At 68.6% G+C, this 25,496-nt stretch carries 21 protein-coding genes; 7 read left to right on the plus strand and 14 right to left on the minus strand.

The window, feature by feature from the left end:
- The first annotated feature begins 175 nt into the window (after window positions 1–175).
- Window positions 176–793, plus strand: coding sequence for a GNAT family N-acetyltransferase (locus tag ASD48_RS37295; protein WP_057606308.1), 618 nt, complete (start codon window positions 176–178; stop codon window positions 791–793).
- Between the two features lie 89 nt (window positions 794–882).
- On the opposite strand, the gene trxA is transcribed toward ASD48_RS37295, so the two are convergent.
- The 7 genes from trxA to ASD48_RS37330 all read right to left on the minus strand — a co-directional run bounded on the left by trxA (window position 883) and on the right by ASD48_RS37330 (window position 10,711).
- Window positions 883–1,215: a thioredoxin gene (trxA, locus tag ASD48_RS37300; RefSeq protein ID WP_020130654.1), complete on the minus strand. Its 333-nt coding sequence runs from the start codon at window positions 1,213–1,215 to the stop codon at window positions 883–885.
- A gap of 42 nt (window positions 1,216–1,257) precedes the next feature.
- Window positions 1,258–2,226: a thioredoxin-disulfide reductase gene (gene trxB / locus ASD48_RS37305; RefSeq protein WP_057606309.1), complete on the minus strand. Its 969-nt coding sequence runs from the start codon at window positions 2,224–2,226 to the stop codon at window positions 1,258–1,260.
- A gap of 177 nt (window positions 2,227–2,403) precedes the next feature.
- Window positions 2,404–3,315 carry a hypothetical protein gene (locus ASD48_RS37310; protein ID WP_057606310.1) on the minus strand — a complete coding sequence of 304 codons (912 nt, stop codon included), beginning with the start codon at window positions 3,313–3,315 and terminating at the stop codon, window positions 2,404–2,406.
- Window positions 3,312–4,037: an RNA polymerase sigma factor SigM gene (sigM, locus tag ASD48_RS37315; RefSeq protein ID WP_057606311.1), complete on the minus strand. Its 726-nt coding sequence runs from the start codon at window positions 4,035–4,037 to the stop codon at window positions 3,312–3,314. The genes ASD48_RS37310 and sigM overlap by 4 nt, the downstream gene beginning before the upstream one ends.
- 27 nt (window positions 4,038–4,064) lie before the next feature.
- Window positions 4,065–5,780 carry a protein kinase family protein gene (locus ASD48_RS37320; protein WP_057606312.1) on the minus strand — a complete coding sequence of 572 codons (1,716 nt, stop codon included), beginning with the start codon at window positions 5,778–5,780 and terminating at the stop codon, window positions 4,065–4,067.
- A 138-nt stretch (window positions 5,781–5,918) separates the two neighbouring features.
- Window positions 5,919–8,207: a murein biosynthesis integral membrane protein MurJ gene (murJ, locus tag ASD48_RS37325; RefSeq protein ID WP_057606313.1), complete on the minus strand. Its 2,289-nt coding sequence runs from the start codon at window positions 8,205–8,207 to the stop codon at window positions 5,919–5,921.
- Window positions 8,208–8,251: 44 nt separating this feature from the next.
- The gene (locus ASD48_RS37330) at window positions 8,252–10,711 is read right to left on the minus strand and encodes a DUF6049 family protein (RefSeq protein ID WP_057606314.1); all 2,460 of its coding nucleotides are present in this window, start codon (window positions 10,709–10,711) and stop codon (window positions 8,252–8,254) included.
- Window positions 10,712–10,968: 257 nt separating this feature from the next.
- On the opposite strand from ASD48_RS37330, the gene ASD48_RS37335 reads away from it, so the two are divergent.
- Window positions 10,969–12,435, plus strand: a complete 1,467-nt coding sequence (locus ASD48_RS37335; protein ID WP_057606315.1) for a CCA tRNA nucleotidyltransferase — start codon at window positions 10,969–10,971, stop codon at window positions 12,433–12,435.
- Window positions 12,436–12,546: 111 nt separating this feature from the next.
- Here ASD48_RS37335 and ASD48_RS37340 read toward each other — a convergent pair whose 3' ends face one another.
- The 4 genes from ASD48_RS37340 to ASD48_RS37355 form a co-directional block, all read right to left on the minus strand.
- Window positions 12,547–13,056, minus strand: a complete 510-nt coding sequence (locus ASD48_RS37340; RefSeq protein WP_057606316.1) for a hypothetical protein — start codon at window positions 13,054–13,056, stop codon at window positions 12,547–12,549.
- A 114-nt stretch (window positions 13,057–13,170) separates the two neighbouring features.
- Window positions 13,171–14,448: an MFS transporter gene (locus tag ASD48_RS37345; RefSeq protein ID WP_057606317.1), complete on the minus strand. Its 1,278-nt coding sequence runs from the start codon at window positions 14,446–14,448 to the stop codon at window positions 13,171–13,173.
- Window positions 14,449–14,543: 95 nt separating this feature from the next.
- Complete coding sequence (locus tag ASD48_RS37350) at window positions 14,544–15,626, minus strand: inositol-3-phosphate synthase (RefSeq protein ID WP_057606318.1); 1,083 nt, start codon at window positions 15,624–15,626, stop codon at window positions 14,544–14,546.
- Window positions 15,627–15,670: 44 nt separating this feature from the next.
- Window positions 15,671–16,354 carry a PadR family transcriptional regulator gene (locus tag ASD48_RS37355; protein WP_057606319.1) on the minus strand — a complete coding sequence of 228 codons (684 nt, stop codon included), beginning with the start codon at window positions 16,352–16,354 and terminating at the stop codon, window positions 15,671–15,673.
- 353 nt (window positions 16,355–16,707) lie between these two features.
- Between ASD48_RS37355 and ASD48_RS37360 the strand changes: the two genes are divergently transcribed.
- Window positions 16,708–19,386, plus strand: a complete 2,679-nt coding sequence (locus ASD48_RS37360) for a transglycosylase domain-containing protein (RefSeq protein WP_057606320.1) — start codon at window positions 16,708–16,710, stop codon at window positions 19,384–19,386.
- A gap of 131 nt (window positions 19,387–19,517) precedes the next feature.
- On the plus strand, window positions 19,518–21,017 hold the full coding sequence (locus ASD48_RS37365) for a glycosyltransferase 87 family protein (protein WP_057606321.1): 1,500 nt from the start codon (window positions 19,518–19,520) through the stop codon (window positions 21,015–21,017).
- Between the two features lie 115 nt (window positions 21,018–21,132).
- On the opposite strand, the gene ASD48_RS37370 is transcribed toward ASD48_RS37365, so the two are convergent.
- The 3 genes from ASD48_RS37370 to ASD48_RS37380 form a co-directional block, all read right to left on the minus strand.
- Window positions 21,133–22,164 carry an alanine racemase gene (locus ASD48_RS37370; protein ID WP_057606322.1) on the minus strand — a complete coding sequence of 344 codons (1,032 nt, stop codon included), beginning with the start codon at window positions 22,162–22,164 and terminating at the stop codon, window positions 21,133–21,135.
- Window positions 22,165–22,257: 93 nt separating this feature from the next.
- A complete protein-coding gene (gene femX / locus ASD48_RS37375) occupies window positions 22,258–23,379 on the minus strand; it encodes a peptidoglycan bridge formation glycyltransferase FemX (protein WP_057606323.1) in 1,122 nt (373 codons plus the stop codon).
- 213 nt (window positions 23,380–23,592) lie between these two features.
- Window positions 23,593–23,904, minus strand: a complete 312-nt coding sequence (locus tag ASD48_RS37380; RefSeq protein WP_057606324.1) for a hypothetical protein — start codon at window positions 23,902–23,904, stop codon at window positions 23,593–23,595.
- Between the two features lie 285 nt (window positions 23,905–24,189).
- Here ASD48_RS37380 and rpsF point away from each other — a divergent pair, with 285 nt between their 5' ends.
- The 3 genes from rpsF to rpsR all read left to right on the plus strand — a co-directional run bounded on the left by rpsF (window position 24,190) and on the right by rpsR (window position 25,489).
- The gene (gene rpsF, locus ASD48_RS37385) at window positions 24,190–24,480 is read left to right on the plus strand and encodes a 30S ribosomal protein S6 (protein ID WP_006604399.1); all 291 of its coding nucleotides are present in this window, start codon (window positions 24,190–24,192) and stop codon (window positions 24,478–24,480) included.
- A gap of 78 nt (window positions 24,481–24,558) precedes the next feature.
- Window positions 24,559–25,170 carry a single-stranded DNA-binding protein gene (locus tag ASD48_RS37390; protein ID WP_057606325.1) on the plus strand — a complete coding sequence of 204 codons (612 nt, stop codon included), beginning with the start codon at window positions 24,559–24,561 and terminating at the stop codon, window positions 25,168–25,170.
- Window positions 25,171–25,252: 82 nt separating this feature from the next.
- Window positions 25,253–25,489 (plus strand): 30S ribosomal protein S18, encoded by a 237-nt coding sequence (gene rpsR, locus ASD48_RS37395; RefSeq protein ID WP_020130672.1) that lies wholly within the window; start codon window positions 25,253–25,255, stop codon window positions 25,487–25,489.
- Window positions 25,490–25,496: the final 7 nt, after the last annotated feature.

Below are 25,496 nucleotides of genomic sequence, written 5' to 3' on the forward strand. Positions count from 1 at the left end.
GCAGTACCTCGGAGCGGGAGGCGGGGGCCATGCGAATGATGAGCCGGACCGGACTGGTGAGCGCCGGGCTGGGCCTGGGCGCGGTCGGCGGGTTCGTCGGCAGTCTGCTCAGGGAACGGAGCGCTCTGACAGCCGCTCGCGACGCTGCGAGCGAAGGAAGCGAGGAACAGCCTTCATGGGGCGTCGGCTCGTACCGCTCACGCTGGACAACCTTCAAGACCTACCCAAGCGCTGTCGGGCGTGTGTCTTCTGGGAGCTGGACCCCGTCAGCAGTGCGGCCGCGGTAAGGGCGGGGACGTCCGCTCTGGAGAAGGAGTCCTGGATCTCGGCTGTCCTGCTGGACTGGGGGTCCTGCGGCCGGGTCGTCTATGTGGACGACGTTCCCGTGGGGTTTGTGCTCTACGCGCCACCCGCCTACGTGCCCCGCTCGACGGCGTTCCCCACGAGCCCTGTGTCGCCGGACGCCGTGCAGTTGATGACCGCGTTCATCATGCCGGGCTACCAGGGGCAGGGGCTCGGCCGTGTGATGGTCCAGACGGTGGCCAAGGATCTGCTGCGGCGGGGCTTCAAGGCGATCGAGGCGTTCGGCGACGCACGCTGGAAGGAGCCGGCCTGTGTCCTGCCGGCCGACCATCTGCTGGCGGTGGGCTTCAAGACGGTGCGTCCGCATCCGGCTCATCCTCGGATGAGGCTGGAGCTGCGAACCACGCTTTCCTGGAAGGAAGACGTGGAGATGGCGCTCGACCGGTTGCTGGGCGCAGTGCAGAAGGAGCCGGCGCTGCGCCCGCTCTGAAGAGTTCGGTAACGCAATGGGCCAGCCCCTCAGGGCCGGCCCATTCGTGTTTCACGTGAAACATCAGCCGTCGGCGGGACGGCTCAGCGTCACTCGGAGATGAAGCTCTCCAGGTCGCGGACGAGCGCGGCCTTCGGCTTGGCACCGACGATGGTCTTGGCGACCTCGCCGTCCTGGTACACGTTCAGCGTCGGGATCGACATGACGCCGTACTTGGCGGCCGTACCCGGGTTCTCGTCGATGTTGAGCTTGACGATCTCGATCTTGTCGCCGTGCTCGGCGGCGATGGCCTCGAGCGAGGGAGCGATCTGGCGGCACGGGCCGCACCAGGCGGCCCAGAAGTCCACCAGGACGGGCTTGTCGCTCTTGAGGACGACCTCGTCGAAGTCGGCGTCGGTCACATTCTTCAGGGTGCCGGCCACAGGGGGCTCCTTAATTCTCTGTGCGGTGGGGCGGGAGGAGGGTCAGACGGCGGTCTTCTCGGGCTCGGCCTGCTCCTCGTCCGCGAGGGCGGCGAGGTAGCGCTCGGCGTCGAGAGCGGAGGAGCAGCCGGTGCCGGCCGCGGTGATCGCCTGGCGGTAGGTGTGGTCGACCACGTCGCCGGCGGCGAAGACGCCGGTCAGGTTCGTCCGGGTGGAGGGCGCGGCGACCTTCAGGTAGCCCTCCTCGTCCAGGTCGAGCTGACCCTTGAAGAGCTCGGTGCGCGGGTCGTGGCCGATCGCGATGAAGAGGCCGGTCACCGGGAGGTCCGAGAGTTCACCCGTCTTGAGGTTGCGCAGCTTCAGCCCGGCCAGCTTCGGGTCGCCCTGGATCTCGGCGACTTCGCTGTCCCAGACGAACTTGATCTTCGGGTCGGCGAAGGCGCGTTCCTGCATCGCCTTGGACGCGCGCAGGGTGTCCCGGCGGTGGACGATCGTCACGGACTTGGCGAAGCGGGAGAGGAAGGTGGCCTCTTCCATCGCGGTGTCGCCGCCGCCGATCACGGCGATGTCCTGGTCCTTGAAGAAGAAGCCGTCACAGGTGGCGCACCAGGAGACACCGCGGCCGGAGAGGGCGTCCTCGTTCGGCAGGCCGAGCTTGCGGTGCTGGGAGCCGGTGGTCACGATGACGGCCTTGGCCCGGTGGATCGTGCCTGCGGTGTCCGTGACGGTCTTGATCTCACCCGTGAGGTCGACGGAGACGATGTCGTCGGGGATCAGCTCGGCACCGAAACGCTCGGCCTGGGCGCGCATGTTGTCCATGAGCTCGGGGCCCATGATGCCGTCCTGGAAGCCGGGGAAGTTCTCCACCTCGGTGGTGTTCATCAGAGCGCCGCCCGCGGTGACGGCGCCTTCGAACACGAGCGGCTTCAGCGACGCGCGTGCGGTGTACAGCGCCGCGGTGTAGCCGGCGGGCCCGGAGCCGATGATGATCACGTTACGGACGTCGCTCACGGCTTGTTTCCTCGTCTCTGGACTGCATCGGTTGAGCGGTGGGAGCTACTTGGACTCTCACCCACCCAACGGATCCTAAGGGGCGCGCATTCCCGGTGTGTCCGGGCACACGGAGGGACCACACGGCAGGGGATGACGGGGGGACACGGCGCAAGCAGCGAGACGGGACGTCGGTCGTCAGCGGCGCGGGTAGGAGTTCGTCAGCAGAACCTTCGCCGGACTCGCCGACGGATGATCCACACAGGTCTTGTCCATGAGGTAGGCGTCGATCCGCGTGCTGTCGGATGTGTCCGGCAGCACGACGAGGAGGGCGTCCTTCCCTTGGTACGTGCCGTCCTCGACGGCGAGTGCCGTGTCGTCGCGACCGATGCCCTGCTGAACGCAGGAAGGCACCACGGGCTGCCGGAGGATCTTGGTCGATTGGTCACCGGGGGACGCGGCCTCGGATGTTCCTTGGATACCCAGGCTGTGCGGGCCACGGGGGGCCGCGACCTTGGTGAGGAGATCGTTGACCTGCCCCTCCAGCCCGCTCGCGGAGAAGGTGTCCGGCCCGGTCGACTGATGAGCCGAAGTGCCGGGGCCTCCGCCGTCCGTGAGTGACGACACCAGGACGGACCCGAGTCCCAGCGCGGCAACGGTGAGGACCGCACCGAGGACAGCGATTCTGCGGCGGCCGCCCCGCTTGCGCTCCTTGCGGCCCGGGCCGGTGGCGGCGTGGCCGCGCCCGGCGGGTCGGTCCGCGGCCGTTGTTGTTTCACGTGAAACATGGAGCGCGTCGGTCCCGGTCGTGACGGCGTCGACCGACGACGAGGTGTCCGCGTTCTCCGGCGCCGTGGCGTTCAGCAGCGCCTCGGCGGCGAGTGCGGCATCGATGCGATGAGCGACATCGTCCGGCATGCGCGGCGGGCCGGGGACGGAGCCCAGAAGGCCACGGATCTCCTCGAGGGACGCGTGGACGTCCGCGCAGAGCTCGCAGTCGTCCAGGTGCCGACGCACGTCGGCGCTCCGGGAGGGAGCGAGCAGGCCCTCGGTGAGGTCGGAGATCTCCGCGACGTCCGGGTGCCCGGTCGTGTCTTTCGTCGAGGTCACGCTCGCCCACCTCCGCCCTTCACAGCAGCTGAATCGCCTGTCCCGGCGTTGCCCGGTCCCTCGTCCCGAGGTTCCGCTGCCGGTGGGACGGATGTCCCCTGCGCCCGGTTCCGTCCTGCGCCGTTTTCTCTGTCGCCGCCGGTGCCGGCCGGCCGCAGATGAGTGAGGAGCGGCAGGAGTCTGGCTCTGCCCCGGGCGCAGCGGCTCTTCACCGTCCCGGTCGGCACGTCGAGCACGCGGGCGGCCTCGGCGACCGGGTAGCCCTGCATGTCCACGAGGACGAGGGCGGCTCGCTGGTCGGGAGGGAGGGTGCCGAGCGCTTCGAGGAGCTGGCGGTGCAGGTCGTTGCGTTCGGCGGGCGCGGACGCCGACTCGTGCGGCTCGAGCAGCTGCTCCAGTCGCTCGGTGTCGTCGACCGGTGAGGTCTTGCGGGAAGCCGCCTTGCGGGCGCGGTCCAGACAGGCGTTCACCGTGATGCGGTGCAGCCAGGTCGTGACGGCGGACTGGCCGCGGAAGGTGTGGGCGGCCCGGTAGGCGGACACGAGAGCGTCCTGGACGGCGTCAGCGGCCTCCTCGCGGTCTCCCAGCGTGCGCAGGGCCACCGCCCAGAGTCGGTCGCGGTGACGCCGTACGAGCTCACCGAAGGCCTCGGGGTCGCCCTCTACGTGGCGGGTGAGGAGGTCCTGGTCGCTCGCTTCGTCATATCCGGCGCCTTCCGCCATCGGACCTCCTCCCCCCGGGGTGAGACGTCAGCCCGTGAACTTCACGTCGGTGATGGCCTGCTTGTAGCCGGAGCCGCTGTACTGGTCACCCGACCCGAACGGCGCGGCGGTGATCCATACGAGAACGTACCGCGTCTTCACCGGTGTCTTGGCGGAGATCCTCAGTTCCTGTCCGGACGTCTTGGCGTCGGCGATCTTCGTCATGGACGTGAGGGATGCCGACGAGGACAGCGAATCGGCCGCGTACAGACTCGCGGCGGTGTAGTTGCCGTCGTAGCGAAGCCCTATCGAGGCCGCCGAGACGCTCTGCTCGGAGCCGAGGTCGTAGACGATGCCCACGCCCTTCTTGAACGGCGCGAGCACGGGCCCGTCGTCGAAGGAGTACGACCGCCAGTACGTGGAACTGTCGTTGTCGTAGGTCAGTTTCGCGTCGTCGGGGTGCTGGGGCTTGCCGTCCGGGTAGTACTCGGCGGCATCCTGGATCTTGAGCGTCGTGACCGGCTTGGGCGCGGTGCTGTTCTTGTCGCCCTCGTCGGTGGTCTGCGTCTGGTTGGGGTCCTCGGACCGGCTCTGGTCCATCAGGGCGTCCGCCAGCTGCCAGCTGCCCAGGCCGAGGGCGGCGATGAGGAGGGCGGAGACCGCCCACTTCAGCGCCTTGCCGGTGCGGCTCTGCAGCGGGGGCGGCGGGGCTGCCACCTGCTGGGTGGCGCCCTGGTGCGGCGAGGGACGGCCGTAGGTGCCCTGCTGGTACGTCGTGCGCTGGTACTCGGGCGGGGCGGTGAACGCGGGCTCCGGCGGGCGGATGCGGGGCATCTCGCCGATCGCCTTCACCAGCTCCTCCGGCGTCGTGCAGGCGGCCTCGTGCCGGGAGGCGGTCGCGCCGTCGTTGACGAGGGCGCGCATCGACAGCTCCGACAGGCCCCGGTGGACGCCGGCGCGCACCTGGTCGGGGGCGATGAGACCGATGTCCTTGGGCAGCCCCGAGAGGCCGTAGGCGTCGTTCTCGTAGGGCCAGCGCTGGGTGAGCGCCGCGTACAGCAGGGCGCCGATCGCCTCGGTGTCGGTGCGCTGGGGAGTATCGGTGGTGACACCGCGCAGGGCGGCGTTCACCGCGAGGCCGCGGATGCGCCACTGGCCCGACGAGGTGCGCAGAACGGCGTTGGGGTTCAGACGCAGATGTGCCAGGCCTTCGCGGTGGGCGGCGGCCATGGCGGAGGCGATCTGACTCACCATCTGGTAGGCGTCGTGCGGCTCCAGCGGGCCGGCCGCGAGCAGCGCGGTCAGCTCGGTGGCGTCGGGCAGCCACTCATGGACCACGTAGACGAGGTCGTTCTCCTCGACGGCGTCCAGTACTTGGACGAACCGGGGATCTCCGAGCAGGGCGGACGAGCGGGCCGCTGCCAGCACCGAACGGGCCCGGGTGTGGTCCGCGGGCAGGATGTGGACGCCCACGGCACGACGGAGTTTCTCGTCGACCGCACGCCAACTGCTGAAACCGTCCAGACGGGTGACGCACTCTTCGAGGCGATAGCGCCTGGCGAGCTTGTGACCGCTGTGCAGTTCCGGCGGTGAGGCCTTCCCGGGACGCTCCGCCCCGCCGCTCCCCTGTGCCTCGTCGCTGTCCGTGTCCTGCTCCCGGTTCTTGACCACCCCGTCGGCCGTGGACTGGTCCGCTTGTGCGGTCAGCGGCTTGTCACCGCTGTTGTCTGCCACGTCGACGGCAGCTGTGCTCCGTTCCGCCACCGTCGTTCCTGCCTCCCCATTCAGTGCGCGCCGTCCGGCTTCGTGCGCGCCGTGCGACGCCGAACCCAATTGTGCCCACAGTCCGCCGCTATGCACGACACGCGGCGGCGGACGATGGTTGTGCGCCTACCCCCTGACTCAGCGACCCAGGCGTCCGCGAACCATGCCGACGAGCGAATTGAGCTCCTCGATGCGCATGCGGCGGGCGGCGACGAAGAAGATGCCGAGCAACAGGACCCCGCCGGCCAGCAGCGCGGCGAAGGATCCCAGGACGCCCTGGCCCAGGCTGTGGCCGATGCCGTAGCAGGCCGCGCCGCTGATCAGGGCGGCCGGGACGGAGGCGATGCACAGTCGGGCGTAGGTCCGCAGGACGTGGGAGCCGTCGAGGTCGCCACCGAGCCGCTTGCGCAGCCGGTTCCAGGCGACGCCGACGCCGATCGCGTACGCCAGGCCGTAAGAGGCCGCCATGCCGACCACGGCCCAGCGGGAGGGCAGGACGAAGTAACAGATCGCCGAGGCGCTCGCGTTGACCGCCGCCACGATGACGGTGTTGTAGAAGGGGGTCCGGGTGTCCTCGTAGGCGTAGAAGGCGCGCAGCACGACGTACTGCACGGAGTAGGGGATCAGGCCGAGGCCGAAGGCCATCAGCATGAAGCCCATGTTCGTGGCCTCGCTGGTGCCGGAGGAACCGAAGATCAGCGTGCACATCGGGATGCCGAGGGCGAGGAAGCCGAAGGCGATCGGGACGATCGCGACGGCCGTGGTGCGCAGGCCCTGGGAGATGTCGTCGCGGACCGCGCCGGCGTCGCCCTCGGCCGCCGAGCGGGAGATACGGGGCAGCAGGGCGGCCATCAGGGAGACGGTGATGATGGCCTGCGGCAGTCCCCAGATCAGCTGGGCGTTGGCATAGGCGGAGAAGCCGGTGCCGTCGACCGGTGAGTCCTTGCCCGCGGACGTGGACAGCTGGGTGACGACGAGCGCGCCGGCCTGGTTCGCCAGGACGAACAGGACGGTCCACTTGGCGAGGGTCGCCGCCTTGCCGAGGCCGTGGCCCTTCCAGTCGAAGCGCAGCCGCAGCCGGAAACCGGTCTCACGCAGGTACGGGATCATGGCGAGGGCCTGCACGACGAGGCCGAGCAGGACCCCGATGCCGAGGAGTCGCTCGCCCTCCGGCGGGATGGTCGTGACCTTCATGCCGGAGTCGGCGGAGGTGCCGTAGACCCAGATGAACATGCCCAGCGTCACGATGATGACGATGTTGTTGAGGACCGGCGTCCACATCATCGCGCCGAACTTGCCGCGCGCGTTGAGGATCTGCCCCATCACCACGTGGACGCCCATGAAGAAGATCGAGGGCAGGAAGTAGCGGACGAAGGTGATGCCGACCTCGTTGGCCGCCGGGTCGCTGGCGACCGAGTCGGACAGGAGGCGGATCAGGACGGGCGCCGCGGCGACCGCGCCGACCGTGAGCAGGCCGAGCGCCACCATGACCAGCGTGAGCAGGCGGTTGGCGTACGCCTCGCCGCCGTCCTCGTCCTCCTTCATGGCCCGCACGAGTTGCGGCACGAAGACCGAGTTGAGGCCGCCGCCGACGGTCAGGATGTAGATCATCGTGGGCAGCTGGTAGGCGACCTGGAAGGTGTCGCCGAGCAGACCGACGCCCAGCGCCGAGACGATCAGCGCGGAGCGGACGAAGCCGGTGAGGCGGGACACCATCGTGCCCGCCGCCATGACGGCGCTGGACTTCAGCAGGCCGCCGGCGCGTCCGCCCTTCTTGGCGGCGGGGGCCGAAGCGGCGGGGGCGGAAGCGGCGGGGGGCCCGGCCGGCGTGGCGGTGAGGTTCATGGTCTGGTCCGACGCGGCGGACGCCGCCACCGGCGCCTGGTACGCCGGTGCCCCTCCCGGTCCGCCCGGAGCGTGCGCCGGGCCGGGTACCGACGGGGACTCCGGGGAGCGGGCGCCGCCCTGCTGCTGGTCCCGGAAGAGGTGGGCGAAGGCGTCGGGCTGGTGCTGCTCCTCGCCGGAGTGCGTGACCAGGTCGTCCACGCCCACGAACTGCGTCGTACGGGGGTCGTCGCCGTACGGCAGGTACTGGGTGGGGCCCTCCGGCTCGGGTGCCGGGGTCTGGGCCCACACCCGCGGGTCGGGGGCGTACGGGGACTGCGGGGGCCGCCCGTACAGCGGTTGCTGCGGCTGCTGCATGCCCGGCGGCGGCGGGGGGTGCGCGGCACGGTCGTAGAGCGCCTCGGCGACCGGGTCCTGCGCGGTGAGGTCCTGGGCCCGGTAGGGGTCCTGGTCGTAGGCGTCCTGGAGGTACATGTCCGCCGGGTGCTGCGGCGGCACCTGGCCAGGCTCGGGTGGCGGGCCCTCGGGGTGGCCCGAGCCGCCCGCGGCCCGGCCGCGGTCACCGTCGTACGGCGCGTTCATGGTTACCCCACCTCATCGTCCCGGGCCCACCGGCCACGACTTCCTCAACGGTCCACTCTCTCACCCGTGCCGGACGGGTCGGCGCTTTCCGCTGCGGTGTCCGGTGTCTCGTCACTCGGCTGCTCCGGGTCGGCTGCCCCTGCTCGGCCGCCGGACTCCTTCTCGGGACGATTCTCCCGGTCCCCGGCGTTCTCCGGGCCGTCGGCGGGCCTGCCCGTCGCGTCGGAACGGTCCTCGCCGCCGGCACCGTCCTCGCCGCCGGAACGGTCCTCGCCGTCTTCCTCGGTCTCGTCGATCTCGTCGGTCTCTTCCGCTTCCCGGGCCGCGGCGCGCTTGCGCTGCGTGTACATCCGGAAGCCGGCCAGCACGAGCAGCAGGACTCCACCGCCGATGACCAGCATCACCGTGGCCGTGATCTCGGTGACCCGCACGTCGAAGGCGACTGCCTCGCCGTACTTCTGGCCGTCCTCGGTGTACAGCTGGGCGACCACCGTCGTCTGCCCGTTGACCTTGGCGGACGTGGTGAACTTCACCGTCGTGGTGTGCCCGCCGGAGACCGTCACCCGCTGCTCGGCGTAGGCCTCGTCGGAGATCTCGAGGCGGGTCGGGTTCTTCGAGGTGAGCCTCAGGACCAGGTGGTCGACGCCCTGCACCAGGTTGTTCTGCACGGTCACCGGGATCGTCGCACTGCGTCCGGAGAGCTTGGTCTCGGACTTGTCGATCAGCTTGACCTGGCCGGTGAGGGTGTCGAGATAGGCCTGCACACCCTGACGGAACGAGCTCGCGGCGGTGCTCCGGCCCCGCCAGGACGTGGACATCTCACGGTTCATGGCCCGCCCGAAGGGCGTCACCACCCGCGCCTCGTTGGCGAGGATCACCTTGAAGTTGTCGAGTTTGTCCTGCGTGTACGCGATCTGCTCGAAGGCCGACCGGGGCAGCTCCTGCTTGCGCAGCGAGGAGGGGTACGCCGACCTCGACGGCACCTTCGTGGTGGCGTCCGGGTCGGGCTTGGCCTTGGCTGCCGCCGCGAGCTGCTGGGACTGCGACCAGGTACCGCCCTGGAGGGCGCCGACCGCCTCCGCCAGCGACCGGGCCTGGCTCACGGTCGGCATGCGCTGCGGGGCGACGACGGCGCTGCGCTGCTTGCCTGTCTGCAGGGTCAGGGCCAGGCTCTGCGCGAGGAACTCCTGCACGGCGAGCGTGGAGGTGGAGGCCTTGGTCAGATCGCCCTTGAACGCCGTCGACAACCGTGCGTCCGCGACCACCGCCGTGGTGCCGCCGCCGATGGGCCGGGCCGCGGAGGGGGTGTAGGTGAGATCGCCGTTCTCCGTCAGGCTGTCGCTGCGCGCGATCACCTTGTCGGCGCCTGCCGAGGTGGCGACCTTGACGATCGACGGGTCGACGGCGCCGTCGACCGGCCAGGCGAAGTCGGTGTTCGGGGTCACATGGAGCACGGTCTCCACGGTGGTGGCGGCGACGTCGGTGGCCGCCTTGAGCTGGCTCAGGGAGCCGGCGACGCCGGTGCCGTTGTGGGCGAGCGAGGCCAGGTCGGGGTCGGCGAAGGGCAGCGCCACGACCTCCTTGCCGAGCACCGCCTCCTGGAGATCGTCGAGCCACTGCTTGGCGACCGCCTGGTGGGTGCCGGCGGTGGTGGTGTCCCCGTCGCCCCGGATCCGGTAGCTGCCGGTCATGGCGTCGACGGACGCCAGCAGGTCCGGGTCGATCACCCAGGTGACGTCGAGCTCCTTGCCCAGGCTCAGAAGCTGCTCCAGGCGGCCACCGGGCGAGAGCTCCTCGGCCAGGTCGTCGTTGAGGAAGACCGGCGTCTGCTGTGCGTTGGAACCGGTCTCCGCCGACATGTGGACGGTGGAGACCAGCGGCCACAGCACCGTCGTCCGGGTCGGGGTGTCCGCCTCCTCGGGCTGCCACGGCAGGAAGGTCCGCTGGACTCCCAGCACCTGCTCCCACTGCTGCGCGGACGTCTCGCCCGCGAGGGAGACACTGAGCGGGTAGACGCCGTCGTCGTCCAGGTCGAGCTTGTCGACCGGGACGGAGATGCTGAAGTGCTCGGACACGCCCGGTGTGAGCTTGGCGAACTCGGCTACGTACTTGCCGCCCACCTCGGAGCCGTCATTGCCGGAGAGGGCGTCCGCGCGCTTGGCGGCACTGTCGATCGCCGAGCGGGTGGTGAGCGCGGAACCCACCCGCAGACCCACGTGGGCGTCCGTGACCGCCTGCTTGCCGTTGTTGGTGACCGTGCCGGAGACCGTCAGGGTGTCCCCGTCGGTGGGAGCGGCGGGGCTGAGCGTGTCGACGGTGACAGCCACCGTGCCGGCGTCGGAGGCCTCCTTGACGGAGGTCTGGCCGACGGCCTGCGCGGGGGTGGCGGGCAGCTGGAGAAGACCGGCCAGCAGGGGCGCCCCGGCGAGCAGCGCGCCGGTGCGCCGCAGCCACCGGCGGGCAGGTGAGGGAGTCATCCCCGGAAAGTCTGCCGCCTCGGCCACGCGTTCGCCCGTCCCTCGTCGTCGTCAGTGGTCGTCGGAATGTGCGTCCACGCATGGTAACGATGCGCGCCGAGGGGAAGTGCCGCGGACTGCTCCACAAGATCGCGGAAGCCGGTCGGATCGTCCGCTATCTCTGTGTATGAGTGGTAATGGCTATGTAGACGCCAAGAGGCTGTCTTGCCCGGCTATCGCGGGTGATGTCCGATCAGGCAAATCGGGGCGCCCCCGGTCGGCCGGGCCACGTACCCTCTTCTGTTGTGCCGAACGCCAACGAAGACAATCTCAGCGTCCTGAGCCAGGTGCAGCACCGCGCGGTCAGTGAACTGCTGCGGGTCGCCCCTGTCGCCGACGACCTCGCCCGCCGTTTCCAGGAGGCCGGGTTCTCTCTCGCCCTGGTCGGCGGCTCGGTCCGGGACGCGCTGCTCGGCCGGCTCGGCAATGACCTGGACTTCACGACGGACGCCCGCCCCGAGGACGTACTGAAGATCGTCCGCCCCTGGGCGGACGCCGTGTGGGAGGTCGGGATCGCGTTCGGCACCGTCGGGGTCCAGAAGGATGCCCGCGTCGGCGACGTCGATCGATGCTTCCAGATCGAGGTCACCACCTATCGGTCGGAGGCCTACGACCGCACCTCGCGCAAGCCCGAGGTGTCGTACGGCGACTCCATCGAGCAGGATCTCGTCCGGCGTGACTTCACCGTGAACGCCATGGCCGTGGCGCTTCCCGAGAAGGAGTTCATCGACCCGCACGGTGGCCTCGAGGACCTCGCGGCGCGCGTGCTGCGCACCCCGGGTACGCCGGAGGAGTCCTTCTCGGACGACCCGCTGCGGATGATGCGCGCCGCCCGCTTCGCCGCCCAGCTCGACTTCGAGGTCGACCCCGAGGTCGTCACGGCGATGAAGGAGATGGCCGGCCGCATCGAGATCGTCTCCGCCGAGCGGGTACGGGACGAGCTGAACAAGCTGATCCTTTCCGCGAACCCGCGCAAGGGGCTGTCGCTGCTGGTCGACACCGGCATCGCCGACCATGTGCTGCCCGAGCTCCCCGCCCTGCGGCTGGAGAGTGACGAGCACCACCGGCACAAGGACGTCTACGAACACACCTTGATCGTCCTCGAGCAGGCGATCGCCCTGGAGGAGAACGGCCCCGACCTGACTCTGCGGCTGGCCGCGCTGCTGCACGACATCGGCAAGCCGCGTACCCGCCGCTTCGAGAGCGACGGCCGCGTCTCGTTCCACCACCACGAGGTGGTCGGAATGAAGATGACGAAGAAGCGCATGACGGCTCTCAAGTACTCCAACGAACTGGTGAAGGACGTCTCCCGGCTCGTCGAACTCCACCTGCGCTTCCATGGGTACGGCACCGGTGAGTGGACGGACTCTGCGGTGCGCCGCTACGTGCGGGACGCGGGACCGCTCCTCGACCGCCTGCACAAGCTGACCCGCTCGGACTGCACGACGCGGAACAAGCGCAGGGCGGCCGCGCTCTCACGGGCGTACGACGGGCTGGAGGAGCGCATCCACCAGCTGAAGGAGCGGGAGGAGCTGGACGCGATCCGCCCCGACCTCGACGGCAACCAGATCATGGAGATCCTCGGCGTCGGCCCCGGACCTGCCATCGGCAAGGCGTACAAGCACCTGCTGGAACTGCGCCTGGAGAACGGGCCGATGGAGCACGACGCGGCGGTGTCGGCGCTCAAGGAGTGGTGGGCCGAGCAGGGCTGAGTTCGTGAAACGGGGTCATGTTTCACGTGAAACATGACCCCGGTGATGCGGCAGGCACACATGGGAAGGGGCGGTGTTTCACGTGAAACACCGCCCCTCTCAGCAACTGCCCTACTTCTTGTAGTCCTTCAGGCAGAGCAGGAAGTTACTGCCGTCACCGGTCTCGGTGTACGAGTACTGGAAGTCCTTGGCCTTCTCCTCGCACTTGCTGTCGGCCGTGAGCGCGGTGTACGTGCCCTCGACCTTCGCCAGCACGATGTACTGCGCCTGCGAGGAGTCACACTTGACGACCTCGAGGTCGGGGTTGTCGTCGCTGCTGCTGCCTCGGTGCATGCAGTCGCCGACCGCCGCCGTGTTGGCGTCGTCCTGGCTGGATATGTAGGCGCCGATGCCCACGCCGATGACAGCGAGAACGATCACGACGTTCTTGATCAGCTTGAAGCTGACCTTGCGGCGGGGCTGCTCCGGCGGGACCGCGCCGTAGGGAGCGGCGCCCGGCTGCGGGTAGCCGGGCTGCGGCGGGTACGGCGCCTGCCCCTGGGGCTGGCCCTGGGGCTGGCCGTAGGGCTGCTGGCCCTGCTGCGCGAACGGGTTCTGGCCGTGGGGCGGCGGAGTCGACACTTGGAGGTCCCCCTAGAAAACTTTGGGCGTGTGGCGCGAAATCACTCGCGAAGTAAGACTCACGTAAGTTACCGGCCCCCACTGACAACCCTGTAGCCGGAGCCGGAGTCTGTGTCATTGATGTGACACTTGCCGACGTTCAAAGCGGGCCATAGCGGCAGCAACTGTTCCGTAGATAACGGCGACCGTGACCACCAGCGCGATGGAACGTCCGTCTGGAGGCAGCATCAGGGCGGCGACGGCCGCGGCGCCGACGAAAGCGACGTTGAACAGGACGTCGTAGAGGGAGAAGATCCGGCCGCGGAAGCCGTCCCGCACGGACGACTGGACGATGGTGTCGGTGGCGATCTTCGCGCCCTGGGTGACCAGCCCCAGCACGAAGGCCGCGACGAACGTGGTGACTTGCGTGAACGGCAGCATGAGGGCGAGCACGAGGACCGAGGCGGCCGCGGAGCAGACGACGATCCAGCGGGCCGGGCCCAGTCGTCCCGCAGCCGACGGGGTGACCACCGCGGCGACGAAGAAGCCCACCCCTGAGACTCCTACCGCCAGCCCCAGCAAAGCCAGCCCGTCGTCCGGGTCGGACGACCAGGCGTACCGGCACAGCATCAGCACCATGACGGTCAGGGCGCCGTAGGAGAACCGCATCAGGGAGATCGAGCCCAGCGCCCAGGCGGCCTCCCTGCGCTTCGGGTCGGCCAGGTGACGCAGACCTGCGGACAGGCCGCGGGCGGTGCCTCGGAGCGCGCTCATCAGCCGGGGCTGGACCAGATCGCGGTCGGGTCCGAGCAGATCCGCGGCCATGGCCAGGGAGGCGAGCGCGGCGGACAGGTACAGCGCGCAGCCCAGCAGCACCACCGCGGCGTCGGAGTCCGCCACCACCAGCCGGACGACGAAGGCGAGACCGCCGCCCGCGACCGCGGCCAGCGTTCCGGCGGTCGGGGAGAGGGAGTTGGCCATCACCAGGCGCTCGCCGTCGACGACGCGTGGCAGGGCCGCCGAAAGGCCGGCGAGGACGAAGCGGTTGACCGCGGTGACGCACAACGCGGAGACGTAGAAGAGCCAGTCGGGGACATGGCCGATCATCAGGACGGCCGTCACGGAGGCCAGCAGGGCGCGCAGCAGGTTGCCGTAGAGGAAGACCTGCCGGCGGCGCCAGCGGTCCAGCAGGACACCGGCGAAGGGGCCGACGAGGGAGTACGGCAGCAACAGGACCGCCATGGCGGAGGCGATCGCGCCGGCGGAGGTCTGCTTCTCCGGGGAGAAGACGACATAGGTGGCGAGCGCGACCTGGTAGACGCCGTCCGCGCACTGGGAGAGCAGTCGCACCGCGAGCAGTCGCCGGAAGTTCCCGAAGCGCAGCAGGACGCGCAGATCACGGACGACGGCCATGGGGCCCAGCCTCACATACGGGGAGGGTCCCCGGGTCATGCGACCCGGGGACCCTTCTCAGCCCTGGCAGGAGCGAATTTTCCGTGCGGGTCGAGTTAGCGCTCGACCTCACCGCGGATGAACTTCTCGACGTTGGCGTAGGCCTCGTCGTCGAAGTACTGGACCGGCGGGGACTTCATGAAGTACGAGGACGCCGACAGGATCGGGCCGCCGATGCCGCGGTCCTTGGCGATCTTCGCGGCGCGCAGGGCGTCGATGATGACACCCGCGGAGTTCGGGGAGTCCCAGACCTCGAGCTTGTACTCCAGGTTCAGCGGGACGTCACCGAAGGCGCGGCCCTCGAGGCGGACGTACGCCCACTTGCGGTCGTCCAGCCAGGCCACGTAGTCCGAGGGACCGATGTGGACGTTCTTCTCGCCCAGGTCGCGGTCGGGGATCTGCGAGGTGACGGCCTGCGTCTTCGAGATCTTCTTGGACTCGAGGCGGTCGCGCTCCAGCATGTTCTTGAAGTCCATGTTGCCGCCGACGTTGAGCTGCATGGTGCGCTCGAGCCGGACACCGCGGTCCTCGAACAGCTTCGCCATCACACGGTGGGTGATGGTGGCGCCGACCTGGGACTTGATGTCGTCACCGACGATCGGGACGCCCGCCTCGGTGAACTTGTCCGCCCACTCCTTGGTGCCGGCGATGAAGACCGGAAGGGCGTTGACGAAGGCGACCTTGGCGTCGATGGCGGCCTGGGCGTAGAACTTCGCCGCGTTCTCGGAACCGACGGGCAGGTAGCAGACGAGGACGTCGACCTGGCGGTCCTTGAGGATCTGGACGATGTCGACCGGGGCCTCGGCGGACTCCTCGATGGTCTCGCGGTAGTACTTACCGAGACCGTCCAGGGTGTGGCCGCGCTGGACCGTGACGCCCTTGTTCGGGACGTCGCAGATCTTGATGGTGTTGTTCTCGCTGGCACCGATGGCGTCCGAGAGGTCGAGGCCGACCTTCTTCGCGTCGACGTCGAAGGCGGCGACGAACTCGACGTCACCGACGTGGTAGTCGCCGAACTGCACGTGCATCAGACCCGGGACCTTGGACGCCGGGTCGGCGTCCTTGTAGTACTCGACGCCCTGCACCAGCGAGGCGGCGCAGTTGCCTACGCCGACGATGGCTACGCGAACCGAACCCATTCCGGTTGCTCCCTGTGTGTACGAGTGAGGCCCTGAATGGGCGCTCACGTGGCGGTTTCGTCGGGCAGATCCGCCCCGGGGGTGTCCCCGGGGCGGGGCAGGCCGCCCGTCGATCCAGATGTGTTGTTCTGTTGAGCGGATCCCCCGGAGGCGGGACCTGTCAGGTCCCGTCCGGCCCGCTCGCTCTCGATGAGCTCGTTCAGCCAGCGCACTTCGCGCTCCACGGACTCCATACCGTGGCGCTGGAGCTCAAGCGTGTAGTCGTCGAGGCGCTCCCGGGTGCGCGCCAGGGAGGCGCGCATCTTCTCGAGGCGCTCCTCCAGCCGGCTGCGACGGCCCTCGAGGACGCGCATGCGAACATCGCGCGACGTCTGTCCGAAGAAGGCGAAACGAGCGGCGAAGTGCTCGTCCTCGTACGCGTCGGGACCCGTCTGCGAGAGCAGATCCTCGAAGTGCTCCTTACCCTCTGCCGTCAACCGGTAGACGATCTTGGCGCGACGCCCTGCGAGTGGAGCGGCGAGGGCGTCTTCGTGGGTGTTTCCCGGTTCCTCGATCAACCAGCCGTTGGTGACCAGCGTCTTGAGGCAGGGGTAGAGCGTGCCGTAGCTGAACGCACGGAACACACCCAGTGACGTGTTGAGCCGTTTGCGCAGCTCGTAGCCGTGCATCGGGGACTCGCGGAGAAGGCCCAGGACGGCGAACTCGAGGATCCCGGCACGCCGGCTCATCGTCGCCTCCTCTCGGCCTTATGTCGCGCTGATGTATCGACTCGATACATCACGACGATAGAACGGCGTTCCGGATGCGACAAGAGGGGAGAGGGTGAACGGGATCACATCCCCGATTCATTGAGGGCGAGTTGCCTGGTTTGGGGTGAACTTCGGGGCTAGGCGGGTTTTGACGGTGCGTAGTCTGTGCGCCATGCACACCACCGGGACCCATGAGATGCCGGGGGGCGTCGAGGTCCTCGGTGCAGTACGGGTGAATGCGCGACCGACCGCATCCGTACTTCGGGGGGACAGGAAACCAGCCGCCCTTTCCAGGCGCGCACGGATGCGCCTGCCCGAGGAGTAATCGTTCGATGAGCGAGCACCGTCGCAAACCGCCGCAGCCGCAGGGAGGCGGACGTGCCGCGGCCCGACGCGGCCAGTCCGGTCCGTCCTCCGGCCGCCGCGCGGCACCGCGAGGCGCCACCGGATCTCCTGCCGACTACGGGCTGGGTCACGGGGCCGGAGGCGAGGAGCAGTCGCACGGCAGCCGTGCCGACGGCCGGCGCGCGTCCCAGAGAGACGCGGGCGGGCGGCGCAGAGCGGCCGAGCCCACAGGGGGCCGCCGCGGAGCCCCGACCGGTCCCGGCCGCGGCAGAGGGCGACCGGCGCCCGACAGCAAGCGTCTGATCGACTACCCGCGCGCCGGCAAGTACGGCTGGCAGCGCTGGATGCCGTCCTGGAAGCTCGTCGCGGGTCTGTTCGTCGGCTTCGTGGGCAGCTTGGTGGCCGTTGCGGGCATCGGGTACGCCATGGTGGGCATCCCGGACGTCGCCAAGACGGCGACGGCGCAGAACAACGTCTACTACTGGAAGGACGGCAGCCAGATGGTTGCCACCGGTGGTGAGACGAACCGGCAGAACATCGACCTCTCGCAGATCCCGGAGGAGATGCGCTGGGCGGTGATCTCGCAGGAGAACAAGACCTTCTACGACGACAGCGGCATCGACCCCAAGGGCATCGCCCGTGCCGTGTTCAACATGGCGAGGGGCGGCCAGACGCAGGGTGGATCGACGATCACCCAGCAGTACGTCAAGAACGCCATGCTGAACGACCAGTCGCAGACGATCTCCCGGAAGTTCAAGGAGATCTTCGTGTCCATCAAGGTGGGCGCCGAGGTCGACAAGGACCAGATCATGGCGGGGTACCTGAACTCCGCGTACTACGGGCGCAACGCCTACGGGATCCAGGCCGCCTCCCGCGCGTACTTCAACAAGGACGCGATCAAGCTCAACCCCGGCGAGTGCGCGTTCCTGGCCGCCATGCTGAAGGGCGCCACGTACTACGACCCCGCCGGCACGACCTCCGTCGACCCGGTCGGCGCCACGTCCGCGGCCAACAGCAAGCGGGCCCGGCTCCAGATGCAGGACACCCTCGACAAGATGGTCGAGTACGGCCATCTGGACGCCTCGGTGCGGGCCAAGTACACCGACCTCCCCAAGTGGCAGAACCCCCGCTCGAACACCGACCTGAAGGGCCAGATCGGCTACCTCGTCGACCTCGCCAACGGTTACCTGGTCACCAACAGCAAGACGACCGGGATCACCCAGGACCTGCTGCAGCAGGGCGGCTACTCGATCTACACGACCTTCGACAAGAACAAGGTCAAGGAGCTCGAGGCGGCGGTCACGAAGGTCCAGAAGGCCAACATCAAGCCGAAGCAGCGCCCGGAGACGGACACGCACGTCCAGTTCGGCGGGGCGTCAGTGGAGCCGGACACCGGTGCCATCCGGGCGATCTACGGCGGCGAGGACGCCACCAAGCACTTCACCGACAACGCCGACCAGACCGGTGCCCAGGTCGGTTCGACGTTCAAGCCGTTCGTGCTGGCCGCCGCGATGACGTGGGGCGTGCGCGATCCGGACCTGGGCTCGTCGCAGGCGCAGGACGAACGCACCATCGTGTCGCCCAAGAGCCTGTTCAGCGGCAAGAACAAGCTCAAGATCGAGAACTACGACGGCTCGGTCTGGAAGAACGAGAAGGGCGAGGAGTGGCTGCAGACCAATGACGGCAACGTCTCGCTGGGTAGTCCGCCCAAGTACAAGATCGACCTCCGGGAGGCGATGCGCGAGTCGGTGAACTCCGCCTTCGTGCAGCTCGGCATGGACGTCGGTCTGGACAAGGTGAAGGAATCCGCCGTCAGCGCGGGCCTGAAGGAGTCCAGCCTGACCAACAGCGGCTTCCCGTCGTTCTCGATCGGCATCTCCGACCCGAGCGCGATCCGGATGGCGGGTGCGTACGGCACCTTCGCCGCCAGCGGCAAGCAGCGTGATCCCTACTCCGTGGAGAAGGTCACGAGCGAGAAGGGCCAGATCTTCACGCACGAGACCAAGACGAAGCAGGCGTTCACCGCGAAGGTCGCCGACAACGTCACGGACGTCCTGAAGACGGTCGTCGAGAAGGGCACCGGTACCAACGCCCAGCTGCCCGGCCGTGAGGTGGCCGGCAAGACCGGCACCACCGACGGAAACAAGTCGGCCTGGTTCGTGGGCTACACCCCGCAGTTGTCGACCGCGGTCACCATGTTCCGCTACGACGACGATGAGTCGAACAAGAATCGGACCTTCCTGGAGATGTTCGGCACGGGCGGCCAGGAGAAGATCCACGGTGCCTCGTTCCCGGCGCAGATCTGGCACGACTACATGGCCGAGGCGCTGAAGGGCACGAAGGCGAAGGACTTCCCGGAGCCCCAGCCGATCGGCGAGGTCGTGAACGCGGAACCGTCCCCGACTCCTACGCCTTCGGCCACCGAGACCGAAGAGGAGTCGCCGTCGCCGTCCGCGACCCCCAGCGAGACGGAGGTCGAGCCCTCGCCTTCGGCGTCCGAGACCTGCTCGAACTTCTTCGACTGTCAGGACAACAGCGCAGGGACGACCAACGGGAACGAGAACGGCGGAACAGGGGAGATCACTCCGACGCCGACAGCCACGGAGTCGGACGGCAACAGCAGAGGCAACGGAAACGGTGGCTTCTTCGGAGGCCCCGGCGGCTAGCCGCACGGTCGCCCATCTTGGGTGTTTCACGTGAAACATGCGCATGTTTCACGTGAAACGAGGGCCGCTCCACCGAACGAGGTGGGGCGGCCCTCGGTGTTTTCCTAGGTCCGTACGGCAGGATGTCGCTCATGCCCAGTGCAGAATCGACGCCGACGCGCGCGCACGAGCCGGATCCGGTGAAGCCGACCAGCGATGACCCGGTGGCCGCGGCCGGCAGTGAGCTGATCGGCGGTCCCCTGGGCCGCCGGGCCCTGCTCGGGACGTCCTGGTGGACTCCCGTGCGGATCATCGCGCTCGTGGCGATCGGGATGTTCGCCCTAGGACTGATCCAGAAGGCGCCTTGCTACAACGGCGGCTGGTTCTTCGGTGCCACCACCCAGTACACGCACGCCTGCTACTCGGACATCCCGCACCTCTACCAGGGACGCGGTTTCGCCGACGGACTCGTGCCGTACTTCGACAAGCTTCCCGGCGACATGGACTACCTCGAGTACCCGGTGCTGACCGGTGTGTTCATGGAGGTGGCCAACTGGCTTACGCCGGGCAGCGGCAGCATCCAGGACCAGGAACAGTGGTACTGGATGGTCAACGCCGGGATGCTGATGGCCTGCGCGGCCGTCATCGCCGTCTGCGTGGCCCGGACGCACGCCCGGCGCCCCTGGGACGGCCTGCTGGTAGCCCTGGCGCCCGCCTTCGCGTTGACCGCAACCATCAACTGGGACCTGCTGGCGGTCGCTCTGACGGCCGCGGCGATGCTCATGTGGTCGCGGGGCCGGTCCCTCGCCTTCGGCGTCCTCCTGGGGCTCGCCACGGCCGCCAAGCTCTATCCCGTCTTCCTGCTCGGTCCCCTGTTCGTGCTGTGCTGGCGGGCGGGTAAGTGGCGGGACTTCGGCAAGGCCCTGGGCGGCGCGGTCGTCGCCTGGCTGGTGGTGAACCTGCCGGTCATGCTCTTCGCCTTCGAGGGATGGTCGAAGTTCTACCGGTTCAGCCAGGAGCGGGGCGTCGACTTCGGCTCCTTCTGGCTGATCATGGCGCAGAACTCCAGCGATCCCCTCACCACCGACAGCGTCAACACCCTCGCCACGCTTCTCGTCGTGCTGTGCGCCGCGGGCATCGGCCTGCTGGCGCTGACCGCGCCCCGCCGGCCCCGCTTCGCCCAGCTGGCCTTCCTGATCGTGGCCGCCTTCATCCTCACCAACAAGGTCTACTCGCCGCAGTACGTCCTGTGGCTGGTGCCGCTGGCGGTGCTGGCCCGGCCGAAGTGGCGGGACTTCCTGATCTGGCAGGCGTGCGAGGTCGCCTACTTCCTGGGCATCTGGATGTACCTCGCGTACACGATGAGCGGAGACGCCCACAAGGGCCTGCCGACCGACGGCTATCACTGGGCCATCGGCGTGCACCTGCTGGGGACGCTCTATCTGTGCGGCGTGATCGTGCGGGACATCCTGATGCCGGAGCGGGACGTGGTGCGGCAGGCGGGCGACGACGATCCCTCGGGCGGAGTGCTCGACGGGGCGGAGGACGTCTTCGTGCTCGGTGCCGCGGCGCATCCGCCCCGGCACGCCTCCCACTTCGACGGACCGCAGGTCGACTGGGGCAAGCAGGACGTCACCGACAGTTCGCTCTGAGCGAACAGGGCTCGGCCCGAGGTGTCGGGGCCCGGCAGCCGGTCGACGGGAAAGGCCGTACACGGAGTCCTCGTGTACGGCCTTTCCCGTTGCTGCGTTCTTCGGTGCTCGCGCCTCAGCGGTCCACGATCCGGTCGAACTGCGTGGTGGTGTGCCGCAGATGGGCCACTAGTTCGTCGCCGACGTGCGGCTCCGGCGCGTCCGAGGGCACGAACAGGATGGAGACCTGCATGTGCGGCGGCTCGGCGAACCAGCGCTGCTTGCCACCCCAGACGAACGGCGAGAGGTTCCGGTTCACCGTGGCGAGGCCGGCCCGGGCGACACCCTTGGCACGTGGCATGACGCCGTGCAGGGCCTTGGGAGCCTCCAGACCCACCCCGTGCGACGTACCGCCCGCCACGACCACCAGGAAGCCGTCGGAGGCCGCCTTCTGCTGCCGGTAGCCGAAGCGGTCGCCCTTGGAGACCCGCGTGACGTCGAGGACGGCACCGCGGTACTCGGTGGCCTCGTGGTCCCCCAGCCACAGCCGCGTGCCGATACGGGCGCGGAACCGGGTCTGCGGGAACTGCTGCCGCAGCCGGGCGAGTTCGTCGGCCTTGAGGTGGCTGACGAACATCGTGTGCAGCGGCAGCCGGGCCGCGCGCAGCCGGTCCATCCAGCCGATGACCTCCTCGACGGCGTCGGAGCCGTCGGTGCGGTCCAGCGGGAGGTGGATGGCGAAACCCTCGAGCCTGACGTTCTCGATGGCGGCGTGCAGCTGCGGCAGGTCCTGCTCGCTGATGCCGTGCCGCTTCATCGACGACATCACCTCGATGACCACCCGAGCGCCCACGAGGCCGTACACGCCGTCGATCGACGACACCGAGCGCACGACCCGGTCGGGCAGCGGAACGGGCTCCTCACCGCGCCGGTAGGGCGTCAGCACCAGCAGGTCGCCGCCGAAGAAGTCCTTGATGCGCGCGGCCTCGTACGTCGTGCCGACGGCGAGGACGTCCGAGCCCAGCCGGGTGGCCTCCTCGGCCAGCCGGTCGTGCCCGAAGCCGTAGCCGTTGCCCTTGCAGACCGGGACGAGTCCCGGGAACTGCTCCTGCACGTGCTTGTGATGCGCCCGCCAGCGCGCGGTGTCGACGTAGAGGGTGAGCGCCATGGCCGGACCTGGGACCTTTCTCGTGGCTGCGGTGTGGGGAAACGCGTCAGAGGTGTCAGAGGTGTCAGAGGTATCGAATCACTGAACGTGACGTCAGCGGCGCGACATGTAGATGTCGAGGGCCTTGTGGAGCAGCTTGTTCAGCGGGAAGTCCCACTCGCCGAGGTACTCCGCAGCCTGTCCGCCGGTGCCGACCTTGAACTGGATCAGGCCGAAGAGGTGGTCGGTCTCGTCCAGCGAGTCGGAGATGCCTCGCAGGTCGTAGACGGTCGCGCCGAGCGCGTAGGCGTCACGCAGCATCCGCCACTGCATCGCGTTCGAGGGCCGGAACTCACGGCCGATGTTGTCGGACGCGCCGTAGGAGTACCAGACGTGGCCGCCGACGATCAGCATGGTCGCCGCCGACAGGTTCACGCCGTTGTGGCGGGCGAAGTACAGCCGCATGCGGTTGGGGTCCTCGGTGTTGAGGGCCGACCACATGCGCTGGAAGTAGGAGAGCGGGCGCGGCCGGAAGTGGTCCCGTACGGCCGTGATCTCGTACAGCCGCTGCCACTCCTCGAGGTCGTGGTAACCGCCCTGGACGACCTCGACGCCGGCCTTCTCGGCCTTCTTGATGTTGCGGCGCCACAGCTGGTTGAAGTTCTTGTGGACCTCTTCAAGGGAACGGTTCGCCAGCGGCACCTGGTAGACGTAGCGCGGCTGGACGTCGCCGAAGCCGGCGCCGCCGTCCTCGCCCTGCTGCCAGCCCATGCGGCGCAGCTTGTCGGCCACCTCGAAGGCGCGCGGTTCGATGAAGTCGGCCTCGATGTCGCGCAGTCTCTTCACGTCCGGGCTCTGGATGCCGGCCTTGATGGAGGTGGCCTCCCAGCGACGGATGATCACCGGCGGGCCCATCTTCACCGAGAAGGCGCCCTGCTGCTTGAGGTGCGCGAGCATCGGTTCAAGCCAGTCGGTCAGATTCGGCGCGTACCAGTTGATGACCGGGCCCTCGGGGAGATAGGCCAGGTAGCGCTTGATCTTGGGCAGCTGGCGGTAGAGGACGAGGCCCACGCCGACCAGTTCGCCGTTGCGCTCGTCGAACCAGCCGAGGCTCTCCGATCGCCACTCGGCCTTGACATCGGCCCAGGCCGGAACCTGCATGTGGCTCGCCGACGGCAGGCTCTGGATGTATGCCAGATGCTGCTCGCGGCTGATCGTCCTCAGGGTCAGGCTCATTCGGGGCGCTCCTCGGGCTGGTGTGTCCCCATGGGTACAGGGGCTCCGGCTCTCGCGCCGAAGCCTACTGCGCCGTGCGAGCTGCCTGACTGGGCGTACGGAACCTGCGCCCCGGCTCGCGCGCGGCCGGGGCGTTCCGTCCGGATTCGTAGGTTTCCTACGCGTCTTCCGGCGCGGACGGTGTCCGTGGTGCGGGCACCGGCGCCGGTCGGGTCACCAGACTCCGCCGAAGAGGCCGCCGTGGGCCATTCCGATGAAGAAGCCGAAGCCGGCGGCACCGAGACCCAGGATCAGACCGAAGCGCTCACGGGTGGTCTCGGAGATCCACTGTCCGTACGCGCCGGTCAGGATTCCCACCAGGCCGGTCCAGGAGCTGAGCAGATGAAGGCTGTGGAAGAACGACGTGATGAAGGCCGTCACGCCGAGCACCAGCGTCACTGCCAGCAGGGTGTCCTGGATTGGATGGGCTCTGCCGTCGGTGGCGAAGAGAGAACCGGCGGTATTGGGTCGCAATGCCTGTGCCATGGGGCACCTCCTGCGAAAGCGGCGCATCGTAGCGCCATACACACCCGACGTGTACAGACTGACGGTCATCCACGCCGGATTTCAACCGGAAGCGTGTGTGCAGGTAGTCTGTACCCTCTGCACCGGTGTCTGCCCAGGCTTGCCAGGGTGTCCGTCCAGTTGAGAGCGGGGAAGTCGCCAGCCGACCCCCGATTGTCAGTGGCGGCCGATACCGTTGCGTACGCATCACAACCCTCCTGCCACGGATCGACCGTGGCCGCTGAGTCCAAAGGAGGTGGGTTCCACATGCGTCACTACGAAGTGATGGTCATCCTCGACCCCGATCTCGAGGAGCGCGCTGTCTCCCCGCTGATCGAGAACTTCCTCTCCGTCGTCCGTGAGGGCAACGGAAAGGTGGAGAAGGTCGACACCTGGGGCCGTCGTCGTCTCTCGTACGAGATCAAGAAGAAGCCCGAGGGCATCTACTCGGTCATCGACCTGCAGGCCGAGCCTGCGGTCGTCAAGGAGCTCGACCGCCAGATGAACCTGAACGAGTCGGTCCTCCGGACCAAGGTCCTCCGTCCCGAGACCCACTGAGCTCTCCCGCTCAGCTGATCTCGGGATTCTGAGTAGCAGCACTAGCAGCCAGCAGCAAACCCGCCGAGAGGTTCCCCCATGGCAGGCGAGACCGTCATCACGGTCGTCGGCAATCTTGTCGACGACCCCGAGCTGCGCTTCACCCCCTCCGGTGCGGCGGTCGCGAAGTTCCGTGTCGCGTCCACTCCCCGCACCTTCGACCGTCAGACGAACGAGTGGAAGGACGGCGAGAGCCTGTTCCTGACCTGCTCGGTCTGGCGTCAGGCGGCGGAGAACGTCGCGGAGTCGCTCCAGCGAGGCATGCGCGTCATCGTGCAGGGCCGGCTGAAGCAGCGGTCCTACGAGGACCGTGAGGGCGTCAAGCGCACGGTCTACGAACTGGACGTCGAGGAAGTCGGCGCCAGCCTGCGCAGTGCCACGGCCAAGGTCACCAAGGCTTCCGGCCGCGGTGGCCAGGGCGGCCAGGGTGGTTACGGCGGCGGCGGTGGCGGCCAGCAGGGCGGCGGCTGGGGTGGAAACTCCGGCGGCGGCCAGCAGGCCGGCGCAGCTCCCGCCGAAGACCCGTGGGCCACCGGCGCTCCCGCCGGTGGCAACCAGGGTGCCGGTGGCGGTGGCGGCGGCTGGGGTGGAAACTCCGGCGGCAGCAGCGGTGGTGCCGGTGGCGGCTACTCGGACGAACCCCCCTTCTAGGCCGTTCGCGCCCGGGTCTCCGGGCGCGTCCGGGTCGAGGGTGGGTCGTATCCCAACTTCTTGATCACACAGGAGAAACACCATGGCGAAGCCGCCTGTGCGCAAGCCTAAGAAGAAGGTCTGCGCTTTCTGCAAGGACAAGGTCACGTACGTGGACTACAAGGACACGAACATGCTGCGGAAGTTCATTTCCGACCGCGGCAAGATCCGTGCCCGTCGCGTGACCGGCAACTGCACGCAGCACCAGCGTGACGTCGCCACGGCCGTCAAGAACAGCCGTGAGATGGCGCTGCTGCCGTACACCGCTCAGGCGCGATAAGGGAAGG

The organism is Streptomyces sp. Root1310 (genome assembly GCF_001426425.1).
Classification (GTDB): Bacteria; Actinomycetota; Actinomycetes; order Streptomycetales; family Streptomycetaceae; genus Streptomyces.

Bases quoted from the DNA above. Each gene is read 5' to 3' on its own strand.
- ASD48_RS37370 (WP_057606322.1), bottom strand. From the start codon at position 22,164: ATGGCGCTCACCCTCTACGTCGACACCGCGCGCTGGCGGGCGCATCAC.
- ASD48_RS37350 (WP_057606318.1), bottom strand. From the start codon at position 15,626: ATGGGTTCGGTTCGCGTAGCCATCGTCGGCGTAGGCAACTGCGCCGCC.
- rpsF (WP_006604399.1), top strand. From the start codon at position 24,190: ATGCGTCACTACGAAGTGATGGTCATCCTCGACCCCGATCTCGAGGAG.
- ASD48_RS37295 (WP_057606308.1), top strand. From the start codon at position 176: ATGGGGCGTCGGCTCGTACCGCTCACGCTGGACAACCTTCAAGACCTA.
- ASD48_RS37345 (WP_057606317.1), bottom strand. From the start codon at position 14,448: ATGGCCGTCGTCCGTGATCTGCGCGTCCTGCTGCGCTTCGGGAACTTC.
- femX (WP_057606323.1), bottom strand. From the start codon at position 23,379: ATGAGCCTGACCCTGAGGACGATCAGCCGCGAGCAGCATCTGGCATAC.
- rpsR (WP_020130672.1), top strand. From the start codon at position 25,253: ATGGCGAAGCCGCCTGTGCGCAAGCCTAAGAAGAAGGTCTGCGCTTTC.
- ASD48_RS37355 (WP_057606319.1), bottom strand. From the start codon at position 16,354: ATGAGCCGGCGTGCCGGGATCCTCGAGTTCGCCGTCCTGGGCCTTCTC.
- ASD48_RS37390 (WP_057606325.1), top strand. From the start codon at position 24,559: ATGGCAGGCGAGACCGTCATCACGGTCGTCGGCAATCTTGTCGACGAC.
- ASD48_RS37380 (WP_057606324.1), bottom strand. From the start codon at position 23,904: ATGGCACAGGCATTGCGACCCAATACCGCCGGTTCTCTCTTCGCCACC.
- sigM (WP_057606311.1), bottom strand. From the start codon at position 4,037: ATGGCGGAAGGCGCCGGATATGACGAAGCGAGCGACCAGGACCTCCTC.
- murJ (WP_057606313.1), bottom strand. From the start codon at position 8,207: ATGAACGCGCCGTACGACGGTGACCGCGGCCGGGCCGCGGGCGGCTCG.
- ASD48_RS37360 (WP_057606320.1), top strand. From the start codon at position 16,708: ATGAGCGAGCACCGTCGCAAACCGCCGCAGCCGCAGGGAGGCGGACGT.
- ASD48_RS37365 (WP_057606321.1), top strand. From the start codon at position 19,518: ATGCCCAGTGCAGAATCGACGCCGACGCGCGCGCACGAGCCGGATCCG.